Origin of the sequence: Vandammella animalimorsus, from assembly GCF_002285285.1 — a bacterium.
Lineage (GTDB): Bacteria > Pseudomonadota > Gammaproteobacteria > Burkholderiales > Burkholderiaceae_C > Lampropedia > Lampropedia animalimorsus.
Genome location: NZ_NSJF01000003.1, coordinates 289163 through 312581, shown reverse-complemented (window position 1 = coordinate 312581; position 23419 = coordinate 289163). Strand labels below are relative to the sequence as shown.

Sequence of the window (23419 nt, the reverse complement as noted above, 5' to 3'; positions counted from 1 at the left end):
TTGATCCGCGCGCAGTCGCAGCCCAATCCCATCACCGCACTTGCTGGCGGCGGCCCTGGGCGTCCCAGCGATAGACGGCGAACTCGAAGGTCTTGAGATCGCCCTTGGCGTCGTACTCGACCGTGCCCACGGCCGTGTCGAAGCGGCTGCTGTGCATGTGATCGGCGACCTTGACTGGGTCGTCGCCGACTGCCGCGATGCTTTGCGCAATCACTTCCACGGCGGCATAGGCCGGTAGCTGGAAGGTGCCCTCGGGCTCGCGCCCGGCCTTCTGGAAGGCGGCAAGAATCTGCGCGTTTTCCGGGCGCTTGGTGAAATCCGCCCCCATGGTCACCAGCAGGCCATCGGTGGCATGGCCAGCAATGGCCACCAGATCGGGATTGGCCGCGCCATCCGGGGCCATGAACTGCGCACTCAGCCCCTGCTCGCGCGCCTGGCGCAGCAGCAGGCCCAGCTCAGCATGGTAGCCACCGTAATAGACCATGTCCGCGCCCTGGGCCTTGAGCTTGGTGATGACGGCCGAGTAGTCGTTGTCGCCCGCATTGATGCTCTCGAACATGACGATGTTGGCGCCTTGCTCCTTGAGCGTCTTGTGCACTTCATTGGCCACGCCAAAGCCATAGGTCTGCTTGTCGTGCAGCACGGCAATCTTGCTGGGCTTGATCGCCGTGAGCATGTAGCGCGCAGCGAATGGGCCTTGCTGGTCGTCGCGCCCACCGGTGCGGAAGAAGAAATGCGGCTTGATGGTGTCGGTCACCAGTGGCGAGGTGGCCCCCGGCGTGATGCCCACGATGCGCTCTTCCTCGTACACATTGACGGCAGGCACGGCCGTGCCCGAGCAGGCATGGGCCACGGCGAACTTGGCGCCGGACTTGATCACCTGATTGGCCGCTGGCACGGCCTGCTTGGGCTCGCAGCCGTCGTCGATCAGGATGGGCTCGATTTTGCGCCCCTTGACGCCGCCTGCGGCATTGATGGTCTCGATGGCCGTCATGGCACCGGCGACGATCTGATCGCCGTACTGCTTGTTCGGCCCGGTCATGGGCTGCACGATGCCCAGCTTGATGGATTCACTGGCCCAGACAGCGCTGGCAGCGCCCAGAGAAACGGCCAGCGCACAGGCGCTGGCCAAGGCTGCAAAGGGGCGAAATGCAGGTGTGCAGGTGCGCATGGTTCCTCCTTCGTAGTGTGTGTGGGTGGCGCAAGTCTCGTGCTGGTTGCCCCTAACCGATGCATGGGATGTCAAGCGGGAAAAGTATTTCCCTTGTACGCGAGTCGTCCATCGGTGGAAACCATGGGTGCTTACCTGCCTGATCTCCTTCTTCGTTTGTTGTGAGCACGCTGTGCTGCAACGCCCTTGGAAAGATAAATTTTATAAAAAATTAACTTGCCGGTACCTTCTGTCCTGTGGCAGGAGGCCGACTCGCGTGCTTGCATAACTCATGATTTCTCGGGAAAGCACAGCAAGAGCGGGGTTTTGCATGAAATTTCCATGAAGTACAAGCTGCTCTGAAGAAGCTGGGATTTTGATTAGCGTGGTCTACGCATTTTAAAAAGGCTTTCCGGCGTGATTTCAAAATAATCCGATGAGCCTCCGCCCCGAAGAATGGGGTGCGCGATGGCTGTGTCGTATATGCCATCTTTTAGAAGGCTGGATGAAATGTGCACGGTTACAACCTCACCCAGGGTCAGCCAAGTATTGATTTTCTTGTTTTCCAGTGTACTGAGCTGCTGAATTTGCAGGACTTTGCACTCCAGCGAAACAGGGCTTTGCGCCACACGCGGTGCTGCCACGTTTTTTGCATCGATGGTGTCGAGCTGCGCGATTTGGAACTCGCTGACGTCGCTGGGAAGCTCGGCGCTGCTGAGATTCATTTGCTCTGCCAATGCACGTGTGGCCAGATTGACGACAAATTGACCTGTTTCCTGTGCATTGCGCACGGTGTCTTTCCAACCTACGCTGGAAAAACCAATGATTGGCGGTTGGTAGTTAAAGATGCTGAAAAAGCTGTAGGGCGCCAAATTGAGCGTTCCGTCTAGTGAGCGGGTCGAAATCCAACCTATGAAGCGTGGGCCAAGAATGGCTGCAATGGGGTCGTGGCGCAGGCCATGGCCTTGATTGGGCTCGTAGCAATGGAATTCGCTGCTAAATTGATCTGGCATTTAAATCTTCTCCTTTTCTTTTATTTGATGGCACGGTGGGTTAGCAATAGGACTGACCGCTGAGGTAGCCTTTGAAAATGAGTTGATGGCTATTTTGAATGAAATCCAGGGGATAAAACTCCATGGAGGAGGCAGAGCCCTGCCAGGCGCATGGTTGTCTGCTCTGCAGGGAGTCCGACTGTGCCAGAGACCAGGACGAGCAAGCCATAAGACAAGGGTTTGTACTGATGGGGTCGTCGTTCAAATTTTATAAAATCAATCAAGTTTAGGAAAGATGGCGCCGAATCTGGCTTGTGAGAAGGGTTTGCCGGCATGGTGGTGCCAATCTGTGTCATGCAATCAACCTGGAGTCTTTGCAGATGACGAGCAGCTATGAACAGTATCGTGAGAGCGTTGCGGGCCGCGCCGATGTGGCCGATACCCCTGAGCTGCTGAGCTACTACCGACAGCTTGAGTCCTTGAATACAGGGGCTCTATGGACGGTGGCTAACAAGATTGAGCCCTGGGAGCCCAAGTCGCAGTCGCAGCCTATGCTGTGGCGATATCGGGATTTGCGTGAGCATGTGCTGCGTTCGGTGGATTTGGTGACGCCGGAAAAGGCGGGTCGGCGGGTGATCTATCTGAACAACCCGGGGCGCAGCGATGTGGCTGCAGCAGTGGGCTGGCTGTACTCGGGCCTGCAGGTGATGCACCCTGGCGAAAGGGCTTCGGCGCATGCGCATTCTTCCTCGGCGCTGCGTTTCATCATGGAGGGGCGTGGCGCCTACACCATCGTCGATGGACACAAGATGACGCTGGGGGCCAACGATTTTGTACTCACGCCCAATGGCTGCTGGCATGAGCATGGCGTGGAAGAGGATGGTCTGCCCTGCATCTGGCAGGACGGGTTGGACATTCCGCTGGTCAATGCCCTGGATGCGGGGTTTTATGCCGTGCACCCGGATCTGCAGCAAGCCGTGGGCTATCCGGTTGACGACACAGTGGCTCTTTGGGGGGCGCCCGGCTTGCGACCGCAGGCGCTGAATTGGGACCGGCCTTATTCGCCGCTGTTCAAGTACCAGTGGGAGCCGACCTACGAGGCTTTGCGCAGGCTTGCTGCGTCCAAGGAAGACTGCCCTTTCGATGGCGCCCTGATGCATTACGTCAATCCGGTCACCCATGGCCATGTGATGGCCACGATTGGGGCCAGCATGCAGCTGCTGCGGCCTGGTTTCACCGGTAAGGCTCACCGCCATACGGGCAGTTTTCTCTACCACGTTGCTAAGGGGCGTGGCTACTCGGTCATTGGCGGGCGGCGCTTTGACTGGCAGGAGCACGACATCTTTTGCGTGCCATCGTGGGTCTGGCATGAGCATGTCAATACCAGCCAGAGCGAGGACGCCTGCCTGTTTTCCTTCAGCGATTTGCCTGTCATGGAAAAGCTGGCGCTGTATCGACAGGAGGCACTGGCCGATAACAGCGGCCACCAGCCCATTCTGGAGCCCAACGTCTGAGCCCATCGCCCCTGCCTGTCATCCCTGCACACATAGAAGATCCTTGCCGCCTCAGCATTGACTGCGGGACGGCATGCCACTTTCGTATCTGTTACTTTGATGGAGAACTTTGGAGCATGCGACTTGTGACTTATCGCGCCCATCCGGCCTCAGAGGCTCGGCTTGGAGCCATCGTTGATGATTTGGTGGTGGATTTGCAAAGGTTGGGCAAACATGCCGGTCAGGCTTTGCCTGCCTCTATGCTGGATTTCATCGACTTGGGCAAGCAGGCTGTGCTGCAGACGGCGGAGCTGTTGGCGCAGTATCACGGGCGCTGGCCTATCGGAGTGGCCTTGCCTTTGGTCAATCTGAGCCTGCTGGCGCCGATTCCTCGTCCGCGCAAGAACATCTTCGGCATTGGGCTGAACTACGTGGAGCATGTGCATGAGTCCAGTCGCTCCTTGGACACTGCCAAGGAGCTACCCACGCAGCCGGTCATTTTTTCCAAGCCTCCCACAGCAGTGATTGCCGATGGCGATGCCATTGAGCACAACGCCGCCATCACACAGCAGCTCGACTGGGAGGTGGAATTGGCCGTGGTGATTGGCCAGCGAGCCCGGCGTGTCAGCCAGGAGCAGGCCATGAGCCATGTGTTCGGCTACAGCGTGCTCAACGACATCAGTGCCCGCGACAACCGCCGCGCTGGCCAGTGGATCTACTCCAAGGGGCAGGACACCTATGCACCCTTCGGGCCGGTCATCGTCACGGCCGATGAAATCGGCGATCCGCACAATCTGGATTTGGGCCTGAAGGTCAATGGAGTGCTCAAGCAGCACTCCAACACACGCCATTTGCTGTTCAAGATTCCGGAGCTGATTGCCGACATCAGCGCGGCCATCACGCTCGAGCCTGGCGACATCATCGCCACCGGCACCCCCGCTGGTGTAGGGGCTGGGCGTACGCCGCAGGAATGGCTATGGCCGGGCGATGTGGTCGAGGCCTGGGTCGAGAAGATTGGTTGCTTGCGCAACCCAGTCGTGGCCGTGGGTGACGCCGAGCGCTCGCCCAAGGGCTGAAGCCTGCCAGAAGCGGTCCACATGCAGGCCGCTTTTCATAAAACATGAAAAGGAGACTCCTATGCTCAACAAAGTGCTTGCTGCCAGCGCAGTGCTGGCGTGTGCCATCGGCAGCGTGCAGGCAGAGCCGGTCAAGATCGGCTTCATCACCACGCTCTCGACCCCGGCGGGCTACATCGGTCAGGATCTGCGAGATGGCTTTTTATTGGCCGTGCAGCAAGGCCAGGGAAAGCTGGGCGGCGTTCCAGTGGAGTTGGTCATCGAAGACGATGGTCTCAAGCCGGCCAATGCCAAGCAGGCGGCCGATCGCCTGGTGCAGTCGGGCGTGAGGCTCTACACCGGCGTCAATTTCTCGAACGTGCTGGCGGCGGTCGTGCCCAGCATCACCAAAGCTGGTCATACCTACGTCAGCGCACAGGCCGGGCCGTCCATGTTCGCGGGTGCGCGCTGCGATCGGAACTATTTCGTGGCTTCGTACCAAAACGACTTCTATCACTCGTCTGCTGGCATTGCGGCCAATGAGTTGGGGTTCAAGCGCATGGTCGTATTGGCACCGAACTATCAGGCTGGGCGTGATGCCATCGCCGGGTTCAAGAGCACTTATCAGGGCGAAGTGCTGGCGGAGATTTACACCAAGCTCGATCAGTCGGACTTCTCGGTCGAGATGGCCAGGGTGCGGGCGCTGGCACCCGATGGCATCTTCCAGTTCCATCCGGGCGGGGCTGGCATCAACTTTGCCAAGCAGTACGGCAATTCGGGGCTGAACAAGACCACGCCAATGCTGATGCCGGGCTTCTCAATGGATGCGCGCATGATCGAAGCCACGGGTGATGCCGCTGAGGGTTTTTACACTACTGGCATCTGGTCGATTGCACTGGACAACCCGCAGAGCAGGCAGTTCGTGGTCGATTTCCGCCAGGCCTATGGCCGCACGCCGACGGACTATGCCATGCAGGCCTACGACACGGCGCAGTGGATTGGCTCGGCACTGCGGCGCGTCAATGGCGATCTGGGGGATATGCAGGCCTTTCAGGCCGCACTGCGTGAGGTGGACTTTGTCTCGTTGCGCGGTAAGTTTGCATTGAATAACAACCAGCATCCCATCCAGGACATGTATTTGATGCGCCTGGTAAAGAACGACCAGGGTGGGTTGGAGCCTCAGGTGGTGCGCAAGATCATCACCGACGGCAAGGATGCTTACGCTAGCCAGTGCAAGCTGCCATGATGCTGTTGCTTGAACAGTTGCTCAACGGCCTGCAGTTCGGCGCCATGCTGTTCATGCTGGCCTCTGGCCTGACGCTGATTTTCGGCATCATGGGGGTGGTCAACCTCACGCATGGCTCCTTCTACATGGTGGGTGCCTATTGCGCTGCGCTGGCATTGGCCCATACAGGCTCGTTTGTCGTGGCGATGTTCGCAGCTCTACTCAGCGCTGGCGGTTATGGGCTGTTGGTGGAGTGGAGCGTGATTCGCCACCTCTACCAACGCGACCACCTCTACCAGGTGCTGGCGACCTTTGGCCTGATTCTCTTCACCAACGAAGCAGTGACGTTGATTTTTGGCCGCCAGCCGCCCCTAGTGCAGACGCCTGCCTTGTTGCAAGGGTCGGTGACGGTGGCCCCAGGCTTGGAATACCCAGTGATTCGCTTGGCCTTCATAGCGGTGGGCGCATTGGTGGCGGTCGGTCTGTGGTTTCTGGTGAATCGCACTCGCGTTGGCATGCTGGTGCGCGCTGGTGCAGACGATCGCGACATGGTCAGCGCCCTGGGGGTGGACATCCGTCGACTGTATTTCTTCGTGTTTGGCCTTGGGGCTGTGCTGTGCGGCTTGGCCGGTGTCATGGCGGCGCCTTTGCTGGCAGTGGAAATCGGCATGGGCGAGCGCATTCTGATCACTACCTTCGTTGTCATCATCATTGGCGGCGTGGGCTCAGTGCGCGGCGCGCTGCTCGGCGCATTGCTGGTGGGTATGGTGGATAGCCTGGGGCGGGCGTTCTTGCCTATTTTGTTGGACCAGTTCTTCAGACCAGAGGTCGCAGCACCTCTGGCTGCAGGCCTGGCCTCGGCGTCCATCTATGTGTTGATGGCGGTAGTGCTGATCGTTCGACCGTTGGGACTGCTGCCAGCAAAGAGGTGAGCAAAGCATGACAAGAATATTTTCAAGACGTGTGGTGCCCGCTGGGGCGGTGTTACTGCTTCTAGCCTTGCTTCCCATGGGAGCGCAGCTGGCTGGCATGCCCTATGCGGTCAATGTGGCCACGCGCTTTCTCATCTATGGCCTGGTGGCGGTGTCGCTGGATCTGGTGTTGGGCTATGGTGCCATGGTCAGTTTTGGTCATGCCATGTTCTTTGGCACGGGTGGCTACATCGCGGCGATCGCGGCGCATCATGCTCTCGAAGGCTTGCCGCTGCTGGGCTGGCAGGGGTCTTTGCAGGCCTTGCTGGTCTGGCCCCTGGCTTTGCTGTTGTGCGGTGTGCTTGGCGCAGTTGTCGGGGCGCTGGCCCTGCGCACGCGCGGCGTGCAGTTCATCATGATCACGCTGGCATTCGGGCAGATGGTGTATTTCATCCTGATGTCGCTGCAGGTCTATGGCGGTGATGACGGCCTGCTGATGTCGCAGCGCAATGTGCTGCCCTTCATCGACCTGGAAAACCCCGAGAGCTTTTATTACTTGTGCCTGATCATCCTCGTGGCCTGGACAGCGGTGTGCGCGCTCATCACCGCATCGCGTTTTGGCATGGTGTTGCAGGCTTTGCGGCAAAGTGAGCGGCGCGTTGTCAATCTGGGTGCTGCGCCCACGCCGTACCGTTTGCTGGCATTCGTCTGGTCAGCCATCGGTACGGGCCTGGCGGGCATTCTGTGGGCCAACTATGCTGGCTTGGTCACGCCGGATATGGCGGCCTGGACAAAGTCGGGCGAGTTCATGGCGATGGTGATTTTGGGCGGCGTGGGAACGCTGCTGGGGCCAATTGGTGGTGCAGCCGTATTTCTTGGCCTGGAGCAGTTGCTGACAAGCTGGACTGAGCACTGGATGCTGGTCATGGGGCCTATCCTGGTACTGATTGCCCTGTTGGGGCGGCGCGGCCTGTTCGGCCGCTGGTTGGGGGGGCGCCATGGCGATTGAGGCACAGCCGCAGGCCTTGATGCAGGTATGCGGGCTTTACAAATCCTTTGGTGCCGTCAAGGCCACCAATGGTGTTGATCTGGAACTGCTTGAGGGCGAGGTACATGCGCTGATCGGGCCCAACGGGGCAGGCAAATCCACGCTGATTGCGCAGCTATGCGGGGAACTGCGCCCCGACGCCGGGCGTATTCTGGTCGACGGCGTTGACGTGACTGCGCAGCGGGCTTTTCAGCGTGCACGAGCCGGGCTGTCACGCTCCTTTCAGGTGACCGAGTTGTGCCTGGATTACACCGCGCTGGAGAACGTGGTGCTGTCTTTGATGCTGAAGTCTGGCCATGCATTCTCATGGGCAGATCCACGCCAGGATTCGGCCTTGGTGCAGGCGGCGCAGCAATGGCTGGGCGAGGTTGGTCTGGCTGAGCGCGCGCATTGCCTGGCTGCTGACCTGGCCCATGGCGAGCGACGACAGCTGGAGCTGGCGGTAGCCCTGGCGCGTGCGCCGCGCATTTTGCTGCTGGATGAGCCAATGGCGGGCATGGGTGCCGAGGAAACGGTGCGCATGACGCAGCTGCTGGGCTCACTCAAGGGGCGCTACAGCATCCTGCTGGTCGAGCATGACATGGATGCGGTCTTTGCGCTGGCCGATCGCATCAGCGTGCTGGTGTATGGACGCACCATCTTTACCGGTACGCCCGATGAAGTGCGCAGCCATCCGCAGGTGCGCAGTGCTTATTTGGGGGAGGACGCATGCTGATTGTCGAAGGACTGACCGGGGGCTATGGGCAAAGCCAGGTGCTGTTGGGCATGGACTTCCAGGCGCAGCAAGGCCAAGCTATTTCACTAATCGGTCGCAATGGCATGGGCAAGACCACGACGGTACACACCCTGATGGGGCTGCTGCCAGCCAGAGGCGGACGCATCGTGCTGCGAGATAGGCCGTTGAATGGCCTTGCGCCTCATGCTATTGCGCGTCTGGGAATGGGGCTGGTGCCGGAGGGTAGGCGCGTTTTTGGATCCCTATCTGTTCAGGAGAACCTGCTTGCGACGGCGCGCAGTCATGCTGGTCGGCGTGACTGGACCTTGGAGCGCGTCATGGCGCTGTTTCCAAGATTGCATGAGCGCCGCTCTCAGTCTGCCAAGACTTTGTCCGGTGGGGAGCAGCAAATGTTGGCTATAGGACGCGCCTTGATGACCAATCCCTGTCTGATGCTGCTTGATGAAGCCACGGAAGGCTTGGCTCCGCTGATTCGTCAGGAAATCTGGCATTGCCTAGGTGCACTCAAGCAGGAGGGCATGACGATCATCGTCGTTGACAAGAATCTGGCCGAAATGGCGGCACTGGTCGATGTGCACCACATTGTTGAAAAGGGGCGTGTGGTTTGGTCTGGCACACCAGATGAGCTGTCACAGGACCAGACCATGGCACAACGCTATTTGGGTATTTGATGAGCAATTAGATGGGGATTTGAAAGGACTTGAAAGATGTTGGAACTTCCCGTTTTCAAAGCCGCGACTGTGCAGGCTGCACCTGTATTTTTAGATCCGCAGGCGACGGTCGACAAGGTGGTGCGCCTGATGGGCGAGGCGGCAGATCAAGGCGCACGCCTGGTGGCATTCCCAGAGGTGTTTGTGGCTGGCTATCCTTATTGGAACTGGATTGGCAGTCCCATTCAGGGTAGTGCCTGGTTTGAGAAGCTGGCGCGGGCTGCCATTGAGATCCCAGGGCCAGAGATTGCCAAGATTGCTGCTGCTGCAGCACGCCACAGGATCAACGTGGTTGTTGGTGTCAACGAGCGCAGCCGCACCGGCATCGGCACCATCTACAACACCGTGGTAACGATCTCCGATGAAGGCCGCATCCTGGGGCGGCATCGCAAGCTTGTGCCCACATGGGCTGAAAAGCTCACCTGGACACCGGGTGATGCTTCGGCATTGCGCGTGCACAGCACCTCCATCGGCCCGTTGGGGGCATTGGCCTGCGGTGAGAACACCAATACCTTGGCGCGTTTTGCGCTGCTGGCACAAGGGGAGCTGGTGCATGTGGCCAATTACATCTCGCTGCCGGTGGCGCCGCCGGATTACGACATGGCTGATGCCATTAAGGTGAGATCGGCCGCGCACAGTTTCGAGGGCAAGTTGTTCACCGTGGTGTCATGCTCGACGATTTCCGAGGAAATGATTGCTGCATTGGAGGTGGACTTCCCTCAGGCACGTGAGCAGCTCTCGCGCAGCCACAGTGCTTTTTCGGGCTTCATTGGCCCTGATGGCCGCATGTTGGGCGAGCCACTCATTGATGAGGAAGGCATCATTTACGCCGAGATTGATCTGGCTCGCTGCATCCAGCCGCGGCAGATGCATGACATCACAGGCCATTACAACCGCTTTGACATCTTCGAGCTGCGCGTCAACCGGCGCGCACTCCAGGCTGCCCATCTTGGTGAATGCGCGGAGGCGTCGGAGTTGGATCAGCAGCCCACAATCGATTCCGTACAGGAGACCCAGCCATGAGTGTTGCAACGCGCTATTACCGCATTGGGCAAATCGTGCCTTCCTCTAACACCACGATGGAAACGGAAATCCCAGCAGTGTTGCGTGCTCGCGAGGCCGTGGCTCCGGAGCGCTTTACATTTCACTCCAGTCGCATGCGCATGAAGCATGTCACCAAGGAGGAGCTGTCGGCCATGGACGCAGACAGCGATCGCTGTGCGTTGGAGTTGTCGGATGCTCGCGTGGACGTGTTGGGCTACGCGTGCTTGGTGGCCATCATGAGCATGGGCAAGGGCTACCACCGCATCTCTGAACAGCGCCTGCATGCCTGCACGGTAGCCAATGGCGCGCCTGCACCTGTCGTGACCAGCGCCGGGGCGCTGGTTGAAGGCTTGCAGGCTTTGGGGGCCAAGAAAATCTCCATCCTGACCCCTTACATGAAGCCGCTGACACAGCTGGTGATCGACTACATCGAGCACGAAGGCATTGAGGTCGTGGACAGCATCTCGCTGGAAATCGCCGACAACCTGGAAGTCGGACGCCAGGATCCGCGCGCGCCGATCGAGATCAGCCGCAAGCTCAAGACCAGCGGTGTGGACGCAGTGGTGGCATCGGCCTGTGTGCAAATGCCTTCGTTGGCTTCCATTCAGCCCATCGAGGATCGCATTGGGCTGCCCGTGCTCTCTTCATCTGTAGCCACGGTTTACCAGATGCTCAAGCGCCTGGGCTTGGATGCGCAGGTGCCTGGCTACGGCGCCTTGCTGGCTGCGCGAGGCGCAGGCGGGCCCAGCAGTACATAATCGTGCCTGGCATGCAAGTGAGCGAACTCTCCCTGTGAGTCGCGTCTGCCAAGGTTTGGCATCACGACCTTGGCAGATTTCTGACCTGCTGCCTGTATCCCACTGCATTCGACTGTCTACGGTTTGGGGCCGCAGCCCAGGTCTATGCCCGATAGCCATGAGACGAAGCAGTGGTCTACGGAGTCCGCCATGAAGCCCCGCATAAAGGTCGCCAAAACACAGGCCCCGCATTCTGCGCAGCCAGAGGGGGCCATCTACGAAGAAATCACCCTGGCCGAGCAAGCGCATCGAGCGTTGCGCCGCGACATCATTGCCGGGCGCTTTCCCGCAGGCCAGGCGCTGCGCCTGGCGCAACTTAAGAACTGTTACGGAATCAGCTACTCGCCGCTGCGTGAGGCCTTGAATCGCCTGCTCAGCGAGCAATTGGTGGTATCTACCACATCGCGCGGTTTTCGCGTGGCGCCTTTTTCCGAAGAGCAGATGTGGGATGTGATTGAGACCCGCATCGTCATCGAGTGTGAGGCGTTGCGCCGATCCCTGGTCAAGGGCGACGATCAGTGGGAGGCTCAGGTTGTGTCAGCCTACCATGCGTTGGCCTTGGCTACCCGGCGTTACTACGCAGCCGATGAACAGGAAGGCCATAGCGATGCCGAGGCGCAGTTCGAGCAACGCCACTACGAGTTCCACCGTAGCCTTATCGCAGCTTGCGGCTCAGGTTGGTTGCTGAGCTTTGCTGAACAGTTATATGCACAAAGCGAGCGCTACCGTCAGCCGGCGCTGCGCGATGGTCGGTACTGGCAGGTGGGGCGTGATGTACTGGCCGAGCACCGCCAACTCATGGATGCGGCAGTGGCGCGCGATGCCGGTCTGGCCGCCGGCTTGTTGGCGCGCCACTATCGGGACACGGGCAGGGTGGTCAAGCAATTGCTGGGCTTGTCGCAGCAAACTCAGAGTTCGTGACTGTCCTTCGGTGCCTGCTCCGCGAGCCATGTGCGTGAGTCAGACCGCATCAGTGTTCGGGCACCTACTTGGCCAGATCGAAGCCCATCTGCCAGAAGTCAGCCTCCAGGCGGGCTGCTTGGGCGAAGATGGCGGTGAGTTCGGTAAAACGTGCCTCGGTCATGGCGTGGGCAGCGAGTTTGTCCATGTGGACGATACAGGCCTGGGCGGCTTGCTGAAAGGCTTGCCCGGAGTATTCGCTGATCCATTCGCGATAGGGGTGGTCGGGCCGCGCGGCCAGGGCCGGAGCCAGGCGACGACCGATTTCGGCGTAGCCAATCATGCACGGGGCCAGGGCCACGTTCAGGTCCAGCAGGTCGCCACTTTGGCCGCAGTCGAGCACGTAGCGGGTGTAGGCCACGGTGGCCTGGTGCTCGGGCGCGGCCTGGAGCTGGGCCGGGCTCAGGCCCCAGCGCTCGCACAGGCGCACGTGCAGGTTCATTTCGCCCAGGATGGCATTGAGCCCGCCCTGCGCGATGTGCATGTCTTCCAGTGTGCGGCTTTTGTAGATGGCCAGGGCGTGGGCGCGCGCGTATTGGATCAGGAACAGGTAGTCTTGGATCAGGTACTGCTGGAACACGGGCTGGGGCAGGGTGCCCGCTTCCATTTGGCGGATGAAGGGGTGGTCGACGTAGCGGTTCCAGTCGGACAGGGCGGCAGCCTTGAGGCGCTCGAAGACGGTTGTCATGGGCGGCGCTCCCGTTCAGGCGTTGTAGGCTTCGTCGAAGAAGGCCAGCTCCAGCGCCACGGCGCGGCGGAAGAAGTCGTGCGCGATGTCGCTGTGCGCCGGGCCGATGCGGTCGAGCTCGGCGCGCAGGAAGGCGACGAAGTCGTTGAAGAAGGGGTTGTTGTGCAGCGTGACCCATTCGGCGTGCACGAAGTGTTCGGGCAAGGGCTTGTTGCCGCGTGTGGCCCAGTCCTGGTAGAGCCATTCGGCGACGTTGAGCACAGCCAGCACGGCGGCGTAGTTGCGGGTTGCAGCAGCCTCGCGCATGATGGCCTGAAAGCCCTGCGTGGGGGCTGTGTCCGGCTCCTGGTGGCGGCGCGCCTCACTCACGCCCAAGGCTTCGAAGGCGCGCAGGAAGTAGGTGTTTTCGTCGCCTGAGACCATGCCGGCAAAGCGACCGAAGCGCAGCCGCGCCTCGAAAGTGTCGGCGGTGGCGATGGCGCTGCCCAGCAGGGTCAGGAAGCTGTCGAGGAAGCGGTGATCCTGAATCAGGTAGTGGGCCATGACGGCATCGTCGATGGTGCCGGCAAACAGCTCTTGGACGAAGCGGTGTTCGGCAGCCTGCTCCCAGGTCTGCAGGTTGGCTTGGCGCAGTTGTTCGGTGAAGGCGGTCATGGTGTGCTCCTCGTTGGTGTGGATGGGGCCTGCGAGGAGTACGGGGTGGCCTGGGTGCGACAGCGGGGGCTGTACCTGGGGCCTTGCCCGTCCCTTCGCCGGCATGATCCGGATCAGGTTCAAAGGGTCACTGTGCTGCCGGGCATGCCCAGGCGCTGCGGGCGTGCCGACCAACAGTTTCTCAGCCCCTTGGCGCGGGGCTCCCCTCGGGGAATATGGAGGCAGGCCTGCCGTGTGGAGAAGCCTGCGCCGACGGCATGATAGCGCCTGACTGCTGGCGTTAGCGGCCGGTATTTCCCGTCTGGCGCATCGGGAATGATGTCTGCTTGGCGAGTAGTGGCAGGGCTCGGCGCAGACGACGACGCGCGGCAGCCATCATCTGTGATGGCATGCAGCGCGTGTGGGTGGTGCTTGCGGCTCGCCCTTAAGTGGGCGGTGGCCTGGGGCGGGCGGTTGCTTGGATCAGTCCGGGGCGGCTTCGCTGCCGGGCTGGGATTGCGGGGCATTGGCCTTTGGTTTGCCGCCGCCGCTGGCTTTTTTCTTTTGCGGCGCGATCATCATGATCATCTGGCGGCCTTCGAGCTTGGGGAATTGCTCGACGACGATGGCATCGCCCAGTTCTTCGCGCAGTCGGTTGAGCAGGTTCAGGCCCAGATTCTGGTGGGTGATTTCGCGGCCGCGAAAACGCAGTGTGACCTTGACTTTGTCGCCATCTTCAAGAAAGCGGCGGATGTTGCGCAGCTTGATGTTGTAGTCGCCGTCGTCGGTGCCAGGGCGGAATTTGACTTCCTTGATGTCGATGACGGTCTGCTTGGCCTTGGCCTCGGCAGCGCGCTTTTGTTCCTGGTACTTGAACTTGCCGTAGTCGATCAGGCGGGCCACGGGCGGGTTGGCGGTGGGCGCGATCTCGACCAGATCGACATCCAGGTCGCCGGCCATGCGCAGGGCTTCCTGCAGGCTGATGACGCCGATGGGCTCGTTGTCTGGCCCGGTCACGCGCAGCTCGGGCGCGTTGATTTCACGGTTGAGTCGATGCTTGCGCTCTTCGCGGTGTCGACGGTCACGGTATTCAGTAGCGATGGCTCTCACCTTCAAACGGTTGGTTGCAAGAAGCCGCCCGGCAATGGCCGGGCGGAGTGGCGGGCAGCAAGGCCCTTGAAGATCATGAACAGGCTGAGGACAGGGCAGGCAGGCATTTATTGCTTGGCGGCAATTTTTTCGCTGATCAATGCGATGAATTGCTCCAGCGGCATGACCCCCAAATCCTGGTTGCCACGACCGCGGACTGCCACGGTGCCTGCGGCCTTCTCCTTGTCGCCGGCCACGAGGATGAACGGCACTTTTTGCAAGGCGTGCTCGCGTATTTTATAAGTGATCTTTTCGTTGCGTAAATCCAACTCGGCGCGGATGGGTTGGTGCGGCAGGGCTTTTTGGAGTTTTACAACAAGCTCGCGGCAGTAGTCGGCCTGGGCGTCGGTGATGTTGAGCACACTGACTTGTTGCGGTGCCAGCCAGACGGGCAGGGCGCCGGCATAGTGCTCGATGAGGATGCCGATGAAGCGTTCCAGGCTGCCGACGATGGCGCGGTGCAGCATCAGCGGGCGGTGGCGTGCGCCGTCCTCGCCGACGTATTGGGCATCCAGTCGCTCGGGCATCGAAGGGTCAACCTGGATGGTGCCACACTGCCATTCGCGCCCCAGGGCATCGCGCAGCGTGTATTCCAGCTTGGGGCCGTAGAAGGCGCCGTCGCCCTCGGCGATGCGGTATTGCACGCCGGTGGCCTTGAGGCTGTCGATCAACGCAGCTTCAGCCTGGTCCCAGCTCTCCTCGGTGCCGATGCGCTTCTCGGGGCGGGTGGCGACCTTGTAGATGATGTCGGTAAAACCAAAGTCACGGTAGACGCGCTGCAGCACCTGGGTGAAGTGTTGCACTTCGGCTTGCAGCTGGTCGGGCGTACAGAAGATGTGGCCGTCGTCCTGCGTGAAGGCGCGCACGCGCATGATGCCGTGCAGGCCGCCCGAGGGCTCGTTGCGGTGGCATTGGCCGAATTCGCCATAGCGCAGCGGCAGGTCGCGGTAGCTTTTGATGCCTTGGTTGAAGATCAGCAGGTGGCCGGGGCAGTTCATCGGCTTGAGTGCGTAGTCGCGCTTTTCGCTCTCGGTGATGAACATGTTCTCGCGGTATTTGTCCCAGTGGCCGGTTTTCTCCCACAGGGTTTTGTCCAGGATTTGCGGGCCTTTGACTTCGAGATAGCCGTTTTCCTGGTAGACGCGGCGCATGTACTGCTCGACTTGCTGCCAGATGATCCAGCCCTTGGGGTGCCAGAACACGGTGCCGGGCGAGTGCTCGTCCTGATGGAACAGATCCAGCTCGCGGCCCAGGCGGCGGTGGTCGCGCTTTTCTGCCTCCTCAATGCGCTGGATGTAGGCATCGAGCTGCTTTTTGTCGGCCCAGGCCGTGCCGTAGATGCGTTGCAGCTGCTCGTTGCGCGAGTCGCCGCGCCAGTAGGCGCCAGCCAGCTTGGTGAGCTTGAAAGCCTTCAGAAAGCGCGTGTTGGGCACATGCGGGCCGCGGCACATGTCCACGTATTCCTCGTGGAAGTACAGGCCCATGGCCTGTTCATTGGGCATGTCCTCGATCAGGCGCAGCTTGTAGTCCTCGCCACGCTCCTGAAAGATGCGGATGACTTCAGCGCGCGGCGTCATGCGCTTGATGACATCGTAGTCCTTGGCGATCAGTTCCTTCATGCGCTGCTCAATGGCGGCCATGTCCTCTGGGGTGAAGGGGCGCTCGTAGGAGATGTCGTAATAAAAGCCCTCGTCGATCACTGGGCCGATGACCATCTTGGCCGACGGGTAGAGTTGCTTGACGGCGTGGCCCACCAAGTGTGCGCAGGAGTGGCGGATGATGTCTACGCCTTCCTCATCCTTTGGGGTGATGATTTGCACGCGAGCGTCGTGCTCGATCAGATCGCTGGCATCCACCAGGCGGCCATCGACCTTGCCGGCCACAGTATTTTTGGCCAGGCCGGGGCCAATGGCGGCGGCCACCTCGGCCACGGTGACGGCGCTGTCGAACTGGCGCTGCGAACCATCGGGAAGGGTGATCTGAATCATGGGAAAGCCCAAAAAGAAGAAGTGCCGGGTAAAAAGCAAAAACGCGGCCTGTGCCGCGCTTGAGATCCTGTCCGAAGTCTCTGCACGGTTGACAGTCCAGCGGATTCAAATGGACTGCCAAGCGCACGCAAAACGCGCGATTTTCCCACAAAACGCGGGGCTGTCGCCCGCTTCCGATCGAGCGGCTGCAGCAAATGGCCGCTGTGCTAAAATCCGCCGGTTTTGCTTGATGTGGGTACTGCTGAAGCTTTGATTGTGCTTTTACGGGCTTCGCATCGCTGCAAGGCAAATAGCAGGCCGGTTCATCCAGGGTGCTGCGCAAGTTGCGGTTGTCATTGTGCTCTTTTGTGGCAATGGCGGCGCAGGGTGCCAGTGCGGGGCCGGTCTAGGAAACCAACCTTCGGACTTTGAAAGCAGAGACAGCTATGTCGATCACCATGCGTGAAATGCTGGAAGCAGGTGTGCATTTCGGCCACCAAACCCGTTTCTGGAACCCCAAGATGGCCCCCTTCATCTTCGGCCATCGCAACAAGATTCACATCATTAACTTGGAGGCTACGCTGCCCAAGTTCCAGGAGGCGCAAAAGTTTGCGCGCCAGCTGGCGGCCAATCGCGGCACCATCCTGTTCGTGGGCACCAAGCGCCAGTCGCGCGAGTTCGTCGCCCAGGAAGCGCAGCGCGCCGGCATGCCCTATGTGGACCAGCGCTGGCTGGGCGGCATGTTGACCAACTTCAAGACCCTGAAGACCTCGGTCAAGCGCCTCAAGGATATGAAGGCCCAGCAGGAGGCTGGCCTGGAAGCCATGAGCAAGAAAGAGCAACTGATGTTCTCGCGCGAGATCGAAAAGCTCGAGCGCGACATCGGTGGCATCCAGGACATGAGCGCGCTGCCCGATGCGATCTTCGTCATCGACGTGGGTTACCACAAGATTGCCGTGTCTGAAGCGCACAAGCTGGGCATTCCGTTGATCGGTGTCGTCGATACCAATCACAACCCTGAAGGCATCGACTACGTCATCCCCGGCAATGACGACTCGGCCAAGGCCGTGGCCCTGTATGCCCGTGGCATTGCCGACGCCATCATCGAGGGCCGCAACAACGCCGTCGATGAAGTGGTCAAGCTGGCCGCTGGCGAGCAGGGCGATGAGTTCGTCGAGGTGCAGGAGGAGGCGGCCGAGTAAGCCGCTGCTCCCGCGCACAGCGCCGTGATGCCGTCTGGCTTTCTTGTCAGAGCGGCGTGCATCGATCAAAAGGGGGCGTCGCACAGAGTGCCCCTTTTTCGTATGCCAGCGGCAGAATTTGATTTTTGTACTGATTTGGATTGGAGAACGTGATGGCTGCAGTGACAGCAAGTATGGTGGCAGAGCTTCGTGCAAAAACCGATGCGCCCATGATGGAGGCCAAGAAGGCCCTGGTTGAGGCTGATGGCGACATGGCCAAGGCCGAAGAGCTGCTGCGCATCAAGCTTGGCACCAAGGCTGGCAAGGCCGCTTCGCGCGTGACTGCCGAGGGCGTGATCGCTGTGGCCATGCAGGGCCAGACTGGCGCCATGGTGGAGGTCAACTGCGAGACGGACTTCGTCAGCAAGAACGACAGCTTCCTGGAGTTCGCCAATGCGGCCGCCCGTCTGGTGGCAGAAAAGAATCCTGCTGATCTGGAAGCACTGGGCGCGCTGGAATACAGCCAGGACGGCTTTGGCCCCACGTTGGAAGAGGTTCGCAAGGGCCTGATCGGCAAGATTGGCGAGAACATGTCGCTGCGCCGCTTCGCACGCTTTGCCAATGGCAAGCAGCTGGCGCACTATTTGCACGGCACGCGCATTGGCGTGGTCGTCGAGTTCGATGGCGACGAAGCTGCCGCCAAGGACGTGGCCATGCATGTGGCGGCCATGAAGCCCGTGGCGCTGTCTGGCGCTGACGTGCCTGCCGAGTTGATCGAGAAAGAGCGCAGCGTTGCCCAAGGCAAGGCCGCAGAATCGGGCAAGCCCGCCGACATCGTGGCCAAGATGGTCGATGGCGCTGTGGCCAAGTATCTCAAGGAAGTGGCGCTGCTGGACCAGCCTTTCGTCAAGAATGACAAGCAGAACGTGGGCCAGATGCTCAAGGAAAAAGGTACCACGGTGCATGGCTTTACTCTGTACGTCGTGGGCGAAGGCATTGAGAAGAAAGTTGATGACTTCGCTGCCGAGGTGGCAGCTCAGATGGCTGCGGCCAAGGGCTGATGCCTTGAGAGTCTGGTGTGCGGCGTGACATAGGCCTTGTCAAGGGGCGCGCCGCCGCCGGTTCTTCTGCTGGGCGCTGCTTTGCGTTGCGCCCGGTCAGGTGGCTGTCGGTGATATCAATGCTCACGCTGTTGTGGAGCGTAGATCGCCAGGCCCGTGCCCCATGAAATTTGACCAGCCTCATCCGTGATGACCGATACCGCCGTCCCCCCCCCAGCCTATTCGCGCATTTTGCTCAAGCTCTCTGGCGAAGCCCTGATGGGCGATGATGCCTTTGGCATCAATCGGGAAACCATCGAGAGGATGGTTCAGGAGATCATTGCCGTGGCCCAGATGGGAGTTCAGCTGGCCATTGTGATCGGAGGCGGCAATATTTTTCGCGGCATGGCCGGCGGCGCCGCTGGCATGGATCGTGCCACGGCCGACTACATGGGCATGCTGGCCACGGTGATGAACTCGCTGGCGCTGGCCGATGCCATCGACCGCAAGGGCGTGCCCGCGCGCGTCATGTCCGCCATCTCGATTGACCAGGTGGCCGAGCCCTATGTGCGGCCCAAGGCTTTGCAGTACTTGGAAGAGGGCAAGATCGTCGTCTTTGCCGCAGGCACTGGCAATCCATTCTTCACCACCGATACAGCCGCTGCATTGCGAGGGGCCGAGGTGGGGGCGCAACTGGTGCTCAAGGCTACCAAGGTGGACGGTGTCTACAGCGCCGACCCGATGAAGGATCCGCAGGCTCAGCGCTACAGCCGCATCAGCTTCGACGAGGCGATGGTGAAGAACCTGGGCATCATGGATGCCACGGCGTTCGCCCTATGCCGCGACCAGAAGCTGCCCATCAAGGTCTTTTCCATCGTCAAGCCCGGCGCCCTGCAGCGCGTGGTGCGCGGCGAGGATGAGGGCACGCTGGTCTATGCCTGAGCCAAGCCTCTCGCTGACATGAAACCAGGAGAATTGCCATGACGATTGCCGACATTCGCAAAAACACCCAGGGCAAGATGGAACAGTCCATCGCTGCCTTCAAGAACCAATTGGCCAAGATTCGCACCGGGCGCGCCAACCCTGGCCTGCTCGACACCGTGCAGGTGGAGTATTACGGCCAGCAAGTGCCCATCAGCCAGGTGGCCAACGTGGCTCTGCTCGACGCGCGCACCATCAGCGTGCAGCCTTGGGAACGGGACATGGCCGCCAAAATCGAAAAAGCCATTCGCGAAAGTGATTTGGGTCTGAACCCTGCCAGCATGGGCGAGCTGATCCGAGTGCCCATGCCGCCGATGAGCGAGGAGCGCCGCCGCGAAATGACCAAGCTGGTGCGCAGCGAGGGCGAGAATGCCAAGATTGCCGTGCGCAACCTGCGCCGCGATGCCAACGACGCGGTCAAGAAGCTGGTCAAGGACAAGCAGGCCTCCGAGGACGAGCAAAAGCGTTCCGAAGCCGACGTGCAAAAACTCACCGACAAATTCATCGCGGAAATCGATACCCTGGTCGAGGCCAAGGAAAAGGACGTGATGGAGGTCTGAGCCCCCGCTCACGATCTTTTAGCAGTCATTTTTTTCGCCGCGCCCGCCGTTTTGGCATGGTGGGACGGAGATTTACCGAGAGCCCGCGCCCAGCCGGGCTTGCGCTGCACGGATCAGATGCGGCGCTTTTGGTTTTTCCCTGAAGCAGTGCTGCCCGCACGCTGTTTGGAGTGTCCATGGCCTCAGCCTCATCTGCTTTGCCGCAGCACATTGCCATCGTCATGGATGGCAATGGTCGCTGGGCCCAGCGGCGTATGCTGCCCCGTCTGGCAGGGCACAAAAAGGGGGTGGATGCGTTGCGCCGTTGCGTGGGCCTGTGCGGCCAGCGTGGCGTGCGGGTGCTGACGGTGTTTGCCTTTTCCTCTGAGAACTGGGCCCGGCCTGCCGATGAGGTCGATGGCTTGATGGGGCTGATGGCTTCGGCGCTGGCCAAGGAAATCACCAGCCTCCAAGCCAATGGCGTGCGCCTGCATTGCGTGGGCGATCGCGCCCGCTTGAGCGAGAAGGTGCGTGCCAGCCTGGCGCAGGCCGAGCGGGACACTGCAGGCAATGATCGCCTGATCCTCAATGTCTGCTTCAACTACGGTGGGCGTTGGGACATCGCCCAGGCCGCCGAGCGCCTGCGCCAGCAAGATCAGCCCATTGATGCGGACGGCCTGTCGGGCGCGCTGGCGCTGGCGCATGTGCCCGATCCGGACTTGCTCATTCGCACCGGCGGTGAGTTGCGCATCAGCAATTTCCTGTTGTGGCAGCTGGCCTATACGGAGCTGTATTTTTCCGATGTGCTCTGGCCTGATTTCGATGCCCAAGACCTAGATGCTGCGCTTTGCGACTATGCGCAGCGGCAGCGCCGTTTTGGCAAGACGGGGGAGCAAGTGGCGCGCTGATCGCCGGACTGCGGATCACGGGCCATGCGATTGGCTGCGGCCTGAATGCTGAAAATGCTGCGCCGCAGCCTTCTTTTTTGTTGGGGATTTCTGGATGTTGAAGCAAAGAATCATCACCGCCCTGGCCTTGCTGGCAGTGATTCTGGTCTGCCTGTTCGCCCCTTGGGATTGGCCTTTCGTGGTGCTGGTGACGGCGGTGCTGAGCATCACAGCCTGGGAATGGGCCAGGCTCAACGGCATTGGCGGCATGGCCGCGAGGATGGTCGGGCTGGTGTTTGCGCTGGGCTGCACGGTGGCGGCGCTCAACGGCGTGCAAGAGGTCAGCAAGCCCAGCCTGTTCTGGCTGCTCTTTTCCATGGCCTGGCTGGTGGGGGCGGTGTTCGTGCTGCGGGAAGGCACTGCGGGCTGGCTGGCGCTGCCGCGCGCGCTGCGCCTGCTGCTGGGCATCGTGGTGTTCGCCGTGGTCTGGGTGGCTGTGCTGCGGGCCTACCAGCTGGGCATCAACTATTTGCTGTCGCTGATGGCGCTGGTGTGGATGGCCGACATTGGCGCTTACTTTGCCGGCCGCACCTTTGGGCAGAAGCTGGTGGCGCGCAAGCTGGCGCCTACAGTCAGCCCCGGCAAGAGCTGGGAGGGCGTGTTCGGTGGCATGATCGGCGTTGTGCTGCTGGCCTTTCTGTGGCTGTGGCTGGATCGCTCGCTGGCCGAAGACTGGGGGCGCAGCTTTTACGGGCTGGTGCGCCAGCAGGGCCTGACCATGATGATTGGGGTGTGCCTGGCCCTGACGGCCATGAGCGTGCTGGGCGATTTGCTGGAATCGCTGATCAAGCGCGCCGCAGGCGTGAAGGACAGCAGCGCCATCCTGCCCGGCCACGGCGGCATGTTGGATCGCATCGATGGTCTGCTGCCGGTCATGCCCATGGGAATGCTGGTGCTGGCCTTGTTGGCGAGGGCCGTGTGATGGCGCAGCAATTCATGGTTCAGCCCAAGGCTCCATCCCAGGCCGCGCGCCAGCGCATCACCGTGCTGGGCTCCACCGGTTCAATTGGGGTCAGCACGCTGGATGTGCTGGCGCGGCACCCCGGACGTTTCGAAGTCTTTGCTCTCACGGCAGGGCGCAACGTGCAGCGCCTGGTGCAGCAGTGCGTGCAATTTCAGCCGCGCTACGCCGCCGTGCCGGAGGCGGACGTGGCCCAGGCTCTGCGCCAGCAATTGCGGGAGCAAGGCGTCAGCGGCACGCAGGTGCTGGTGGGCAGTCAGGCCATCGCGCAGTTGGCTGCACACGAGGAGGTCGACACTGTGATGGCGGCCATTGTTGGCGTGGCGGGCTTGCCGCCGGCGCTGGCAGCCGTGCAGGCCGGCAAGAAACTGCTGCTGGCCAATAAAGAGGCACTGGTGGTGGGGGGGGGCTGGTTCATGCAGCAGGTGCGCATGCATGGGGCGACGCTGTTGCCCATCGACAGCGAGCATTCGGCCATTTTCCAATCGCTGCCTGAGTCGCCTGAAACCTGGGCCGCGTGCGTGGAGAAAATCATCCTCACCGCCTCGGGCGGGCCGTTCCGCCAGCGCGACCCGGCCACGCTGGCCGAAGTCACCCCCGAGCAGGCCTGTGCCCACCCGAACTGGAGCATGGGGCGCAAGATTTCGGTGGACTCGGCCACGATGATGAATAAGGCGCTGGAGGTGATCGAGGCGCGCTATCTGTTCGACCTGCCGCCCGAGCAGCTGCAGGTGCTCATCCACCCGCAAAGCGTGATTCATTCCATGGTGCAGTATCGCGATGGCTCCATCGTTGCGCAGTTGGGCACGCCCGATATGCGCGTGCCCATTGCTTACGGCCTGTCCTGGCCGGAGCGCATGGAGTCCGGCAGTGCGCGACTGGATTTCATGGCGCTGCGCGCCCTGACGTTCGAATCGTTTGACGATGCGCAGCACCAGCGGCGTTTTCCTTGCCTGGCCCTGGCCTGGCAGGCGCTGAAAGGCCCAGCCGGCAGCACGGCAGTGCTCAATGGCGCCAACGAGGTGGCGGTCGAAGCCTTCTTGCAAGGCCGATTGCGCTTTGACCGCATCCATGCCGTCAATGCTCACACGCTGGAACACTGCGCCACCGGGGCCGTGGATTCGTTGCCCGCCTTGCTGGAGCTTGACGAGCGTGCGCGGCGCCTGGCCCAGGCCAGCGTGGCGCGCCTGGGTTAAAGCCATGGCGCACATC

The 23419-nt window shown here is 61.0% G+C and carries 24 protein-coding genes and 1 riboswitch; of the genes, 18 read left to right on the top strand and 6 right to left on the bottom strand.

Going from position 1 to position 23419, the window contains the following annotated elements; translation table 11 throughout:
- Nucleotides 1–31 precede the first annotated feature (31 nt).
- On the bottom strand, nucleotides 32–1171 hold the full coding sequence (locus CK620_RS07920) for a high-affinity branched-chain amino acid ABC transporter substrate-binding protein (protein ID WP_095549834.1): 1140 nt from the start codon (nucleotides 1169–1171) through the stop codon (nucleotides 32–34).
- A 359-nt stretch (nucleotides 1172–1530) separates the two neighbouring features.
- Nucleotides 1531–2163 (bottom strand): flavin reductase family protein, encoded by a 633-nt coding sequence (locus tag CK620_RS07915; RefSeq protein ID WP_095549833.1) that lies wholly within the window; start codon nucleotides 2161–2163, stop codon nucleotides 1531–1533.
- Nucleotides 2164–2522: 359 nt separating this feature from the next.
- On the opposite strand from CK620_RS07915, the gene CK620_RS07910 reads away from it, so the two are divergent.
- From CK620_RS07910 to CK620_RS07865, 10 genes are all read left to right on the top strand, one after another.
- The gene (locus CK620_RS07910) at nucleotides 2523–3656 is read left to right on the top strand and encodes a cupin domain-containing protein (protein WP_095549832.1); all 1134 of its coding nucleotides are present in this window, start codon (nucleotides 2523–2525) and stop codon (nucleotides 3654–3656) included.
- 116 nt (nucleotides 3657–3772) lie between these two features.
- Complete coding sequence (locus tag CK620_RS07905) at nucleotides 3773–4711, top strand: fumarylacetoacetate hydrolase family protein (protein WP_095549831.1); 939 nt, start codon at nucleotides 3773–3775, stop codon at nucleotides 4709–4711.
- Nucleotides 4712–4772: 61 nt separating this feature from the next.
- Nucleotides 4773–5936 carry an ABC transporter substrate-binding protein gene (locus CK620_RS07900; RefSeq protein ID WP_095549830.1) on the top strand — a complete coding sequence of 388 codons (1164 nt, stop codon included), beginning with the start codon at nucleotides 4773–4775 and terminating at the stop codon, nucleotides 5934–5936.
- A complete protein-coding gene (locus tag CK620_RS07895; protein ID WP_179290603.1) occupies nucleotides 5933–6847 on the top strand; it encodes a branched-chain amino acid ABC transporter permease in 915 nt (304 codons plus the stop codon). Before CK620_RS07900 ends, CK620_RS07895 begins: the two co-directional genes overlap by 4 nt.
- A gap of 7 nt (nucleotides 6848–6854) precedes the next feature.
- A complete protein-coding gene (locus CK620_RS07890; RefSeq protein WP_095549829.1) occupies nucleotides 6855–7835 on the top strand; it encodes a branched-chain amino acid ABC transporter permease in 981 nt (326 codons plus the stop codon).
- The gene (locus CK620_RS07885) at nucleotides 7825–8589 is read left to right on the top strand and encodes an ABC transporter ATP-binding protein (RefSeq protein WP_095549828.1); all 765 of its coding nucleotides are present in this window, start codon (nucleotides 7825–7827) and stop codon (nucleotides 8587–8589) included. The genes CK620_RS07890 and CK620_RS07885 overlap by 11 nt, the downstream gene beginning before the upstream one ends.
- Nucleotides 8583–9281 (top strand): ABC transporter ATP-binding protein, encoded by a 699-nt coding sequence (locus CK620_RS07880; protein WP_095549827.1) that lies wholly within the window; start codon nucleotides 8583–8585, stop codon nucleotides 9279–9281. Before CK620_RS07885 ends, CK620_RS07880 begins: the two co-directional genes overlap by 7 nt.
- Nucleotides 9282–9317: 36 nt before the next feature.
- Entirely contained in the window at nucleotides 9318–10343 is a 1026-nt protein-coding gene (locus CK620_RS07875) for a carbon-nitrogen hydrolase family protein (RefSeq protein ID WP_095541554.1), read from the top strand.
- A complete protein-coding gene (locus tag CK620_RS07870) occupies nucleotides 10340–11122 on the top strand; it encodes a maleate cis-trans isomerase family protein (protein ID WP_095541553.1) in 783 nt (260 codons plus the stop codon). The genes CK620_RS07875 and CK620_RS07870 overlap by 4 nt, the downstream gene beginning before the upstream one ends.
- 189 nt (nucleotides 11123–11311) lie before the next feature.
- Nucleotides 11312–12082 (top strand): GntR family transcriptional regulator, encoded by a 771-nt coding sequence (locus CK620_RS07865; protein WP_095549826.1) that lies wholly within the window; start codon nucleotides 11312–11314, stop codon nucleotides 12080–12082.
- A 64-nt stretch (nucleotides 12083–12146) separates the two neighbouring features.
- On the opposite strand, the gene tenA is transcribed toward CK620_RS07865, so the two are convergent.
- The 4 genes from tenA to thrS form a co-directional block, all read right to left on the bottom strand.
- On the bottom strand, nucleotides 12147–12809 hold the full coding sequence (tenA, locus tag CK620_RS07860) for a thiaminase II (protein WP_095549825.1): 663 nt from the start codon (nucleotides 12807–12809) through the stop codon (nucleotides 12147–12149).
- Nucleotides 12810–12824: 15 nt separating this feature from the next.
- A complete protein-coding gene (locus tag CK620_RS07855; protein ID WP_095541643.1) occupies nucleotides 12825–13463 on the bottom strand; it encodes a TenA family protein in 639 nt (212 codons plus the stop codon).
- Nucleotides 13464–13536: 73 nt separating this feature from the next.
- Nucleotides 13537–13680: riboswitch (TPP riboswitch) on the bottom strand.
- A 245-nt stretch (nucleotides 13681–13925) separates the two neighbouring features.
- Entirely contained in the window at nucleotides 13926–14552 is a 627-nt protein-coding gene (infC, locus tag CK620_RS07850) for a translation initiation factor IF-3 (protein ID WP_095549925.1), read from the bottom strand.
- Between the two features lie 107 nt (nucleotides 14553–14659).
- Nucleotides 14660–16579, bottom strand: a complete 1920-nt coding sequence (thrS, locus tag CK620_RS07845) for a threonine--tRNA ligase (protein ID WP_095549824.1) — start codon at nucleotides 16577–16579, stop codon at nucleotides 14660–14662.
- Here thrS and CK620_RS13820 point away from each other — a divergent pair.
- From CK620_RS13820 to ispC, 8 genes are all read left to right on the top strand, one after another.
- The gene (locus CK620_RS13820; RefSeq protein WP_143326004.1) at nucleotides 16578–16832 is read left to right on the top strand and encodes a hypothetical protein; all 255 of its coding nucleotides are present in this window, start codon (nucleotides 16578–16580) and stop codon (nucleotides 16830–16832) included. The genes thrS and CK620_RS13820 overlap by 2 nt on opposite strands.
- A gap of 172 nt (nucleotides 16833–17004) precedes the next feature.
- Nucleotides 17005–17760, top strand: coding sequence for a 30S ribosomal protein S2 (gene rpsB, locus CK620_RS07840; protein ID WP_095541550.1), 756 nt, complete (start codon nucleotides 17005–17007; stop codon nucleotides 17758–17760).
- 152 nt (nucleotides 17761–17912) lie between these two features.
- Nucleotides 17913–18800 (top strand): translation elongation factor Ts, encoded by an 888-nt coding sequence (gene tsf, locus CK620_RS07835; protein ID WP_095541549.1) that lies wholly within the window; start codon nucleotides 17913–17915, stop codon nucleotides 18798–18800.
- 189 nt (nucleotides 18801–18989) lie between these two features.
- A complete protein-coding gene (gene pyrH / locus CK620_RS07830; protein WP_095549823.1) occupies nucleotides 18990–19721 on the top strand; it encodes a UMP kinase in 732 nt (243 codons plus the stop codon).
- Nucleotides 19722–19759: 38 nt separating this feature from the next.
- On the top strand, nucleotides 19760–20320 hold the full coding sequence (gene frr, locus CK620_RS07825) for a ribosome recycling factor (protein ID WP_095541547.1): 561 nt from the start codon (nucleotides 19760–19762) through the stop codon (nucleotides 20318–20320).
- A gap of 176 nt (nucleotides 20321–20496) precedes the next feature.
- Nucleotides 20497–21207 carry a polyprenyl diphosphate synthase gene (gene uppS / locus CK620_RS07820; protein WP_095549822.1) on the top strand — a complete coding sequence of 237 codons (711 nt, stop codon included), beginning with the start codon at nucleotides 20497–20499 and terminating at the stop codon, nucleotides 21205–21207.
- Between the two features lie 94 nt (nucleotides 21208–21301).
- The gene (locus tag CK620_RS07815; protein WP_095549821.1) at nucleotides 21302–22168 is read left to right on the top strand and encodes a phosphatidate cytidylyltransferase; all 867 of its coding nucleotides are present in this window, start codon (nucleotides 21302–21304) and stop codon (nucleotides 22166–22168) included.
- Between the two features lie 14 nt (nucleotides 22169–22182).
- Nucleotides 22183–23403, top strand: coding sequence for a 1-deoxy-D-xylulose-5-phosphate reductoisomerase (ispC, locus tag CK620_RS07810; protein ID WP_095549924.1), 1221 nt, complete (start codon nucleotides 22183–22185; stop codon nucleotides 23401–23403).
- Nucleotides 23404–23419 lie beyond the last annotated feature (16 nt).

What these genes read in the sequence shown, in the direction of transcription:
- CK620_RS07920 (WP_095549834.1), bottom strand. Translation starts at nt 1,171, where the DNA reads ATGCGCACCTGCACACCTGCATTTCGCCCCTTTGCAGCCTTGGCCAGC.
- CK620_RS07915 (WP_095549833.1), bottom strand. Translation starts at nt 2,163, where the DNA reads ATGCCAGATCAATTTAGCAGCGAATTCCATTGCTACGAGCCCAATCAA.
- CK620_RS07910 (WP_095549832.1), top strand. Translation starts at nt 2,523, where the DNA reads ATGACGAGCAGCTATGAACAGTATCGTGAGAGCGTTGCGGGCCGCGCC.
- CK620_RS07905 (WP_095549831.1), top strand. Translation starts at nt 3,773, where the DNA reads ATGCGACTTGTGACTTATCGCGCCCATCCGGCCTCAGAGGCTCGGCTT.
- CK620_RS07900 (WP_095549830.1), top strand. Translation starts at nt 4,773, where the DNA reads ATGCTCAACAAAGTGCTTGCTGCCAGCGCAGTGCTGGCGTGTGCCATC.
- CK620_RS07895 (WP_179290603.1), top strand. Translation starts at nt 5,933, where the DNA reads ATGATGCTGTTGCTTGAACAGTTGCTCAACGGCCTGCAGTTCGGCGCC.
- CK620_RS07890 (WP_095549829.1), top strand. Translation starts at nt 6,855, where the DNA reads ATGACAAGAATATTTTCAAGACGTGTGGTGCCCGCTGGGGCGGTGTTA.
- CK620_RS07885 (WP_095549828.1), top strand. Translation starts at nt 7,825, where the DNA reads ATGGCGATTGAGGCACAGCCGCAGGCCTTGATGCAGGTATGCGGGCTT.
- CK620_RS07880 (WP_095549827.1), top strand. Translation starts at nt 8,583, where the DNA reads ATGCTGATTGTCGAAGGACTGACCGGGGGCTATGGGCAAAGCCAGGTG.
- CK620_RS07875 (WP_095541554.1), top strand. Translation starts at nt 9,318, where the DNA reads ATGTTGGAACTTCCCGTTTTCAAAGCCGCGACTGTGCAGGCTGCACCT.
- CK620_RS07870 (WP_095541553.1), top strand. Translation starts at nt 10,340, where the DNA reads ATGAGTGTTGCAACGCGCTATTACCGCATTGGGCAAATCGTGCCTTCC.
- CK620_RS07865 (WP_095549826.1), top strand. Translation starts at nt 11,312, where the DNA reads ATGAAGCCCCGCATAAAGGTCGCCAAAACACAGGCCCCGCATTCTGCG.
- tenA (WP_095549825.1), bottom strand. Translation starts at nt 12,809, where the DNA reads ATGACAACCGTCTTCGAGCGCCTCAAGGCTGCCGCCCTGTCCGACTGG.
- CK620_RS07855 (WP_095541643.1), bottom strand. Translation starts at nt 13,463, where the DNA reads ATGACCGCCTTCACCGAACAACTGCGCCAAGCCAACCTGCAGACCTGG.
- CK620_RS13820 (WP_143326004.1), top strand. Translation starts at nt 16,578, where the DNA reads ATGGGAAAGCCCAAAAAGAAGAAGTGCCGGGTAAAAAGCAAAAACGCG.
- thrS (WP_095549824.1), bottom strand. Translation starts at nt 16,579, where the DNA reads ATGATTCAGATCACCCTTCCCGATGGTTCGCAGCGCCAGTTCGACAGC.
- rpsB (WP_095541550.1), top strand. Translation starts at nt 17,005, where the DNA reads ATGTCGATCACCATGCGTGAAATGCTGGAAGCAGGTGTGCATTTCGGC.
- tsf (WP_095541549.1), top strand. Translation starts at nt 17,913, where the DNA reads ATGGCTGCAGTGACAGCAAGTATGGTGGCAGAGCTTCGTGCAAAAACC.
- pyrH (WP_095549823.1), top strand. Translation starts at nt 18,990, where the DNA reads ATGACCGATACCGCCGTCCCCCCCCCAGCCTATTCGCGCATTTTGCTC.
- frr (WP_095541547.1), top strand. Translation starts at nt 19,760, where the DNA reads ATGACGATTGCCGACATTCGCAAAAACACCCAGGGCAAGATGGAACAG.
- uppS (WP_095549822.1), top strand. Translation starts at nt 20,497, where the DNA reads ATGGCCTCAGCCTCATCTGCTTTGCCGCAGCACATTGCCATCGTCATG.
- CK620_RS07815 (WP_095549821.1), top strand. Translation starts at nt 21,302, where the DNA reads ATGTTGAAGCAAAGAATCATCACCGCCCTGGCCTTGCTGGCAGTGATT.
- ispC (WP_095549924.1), top strand. Translation starts at nt 22,183, where the DNA reads ATGGTTCAGCCCAAGGCTCCATCCCAGGCCGCGCGCCAGCGCATCACC.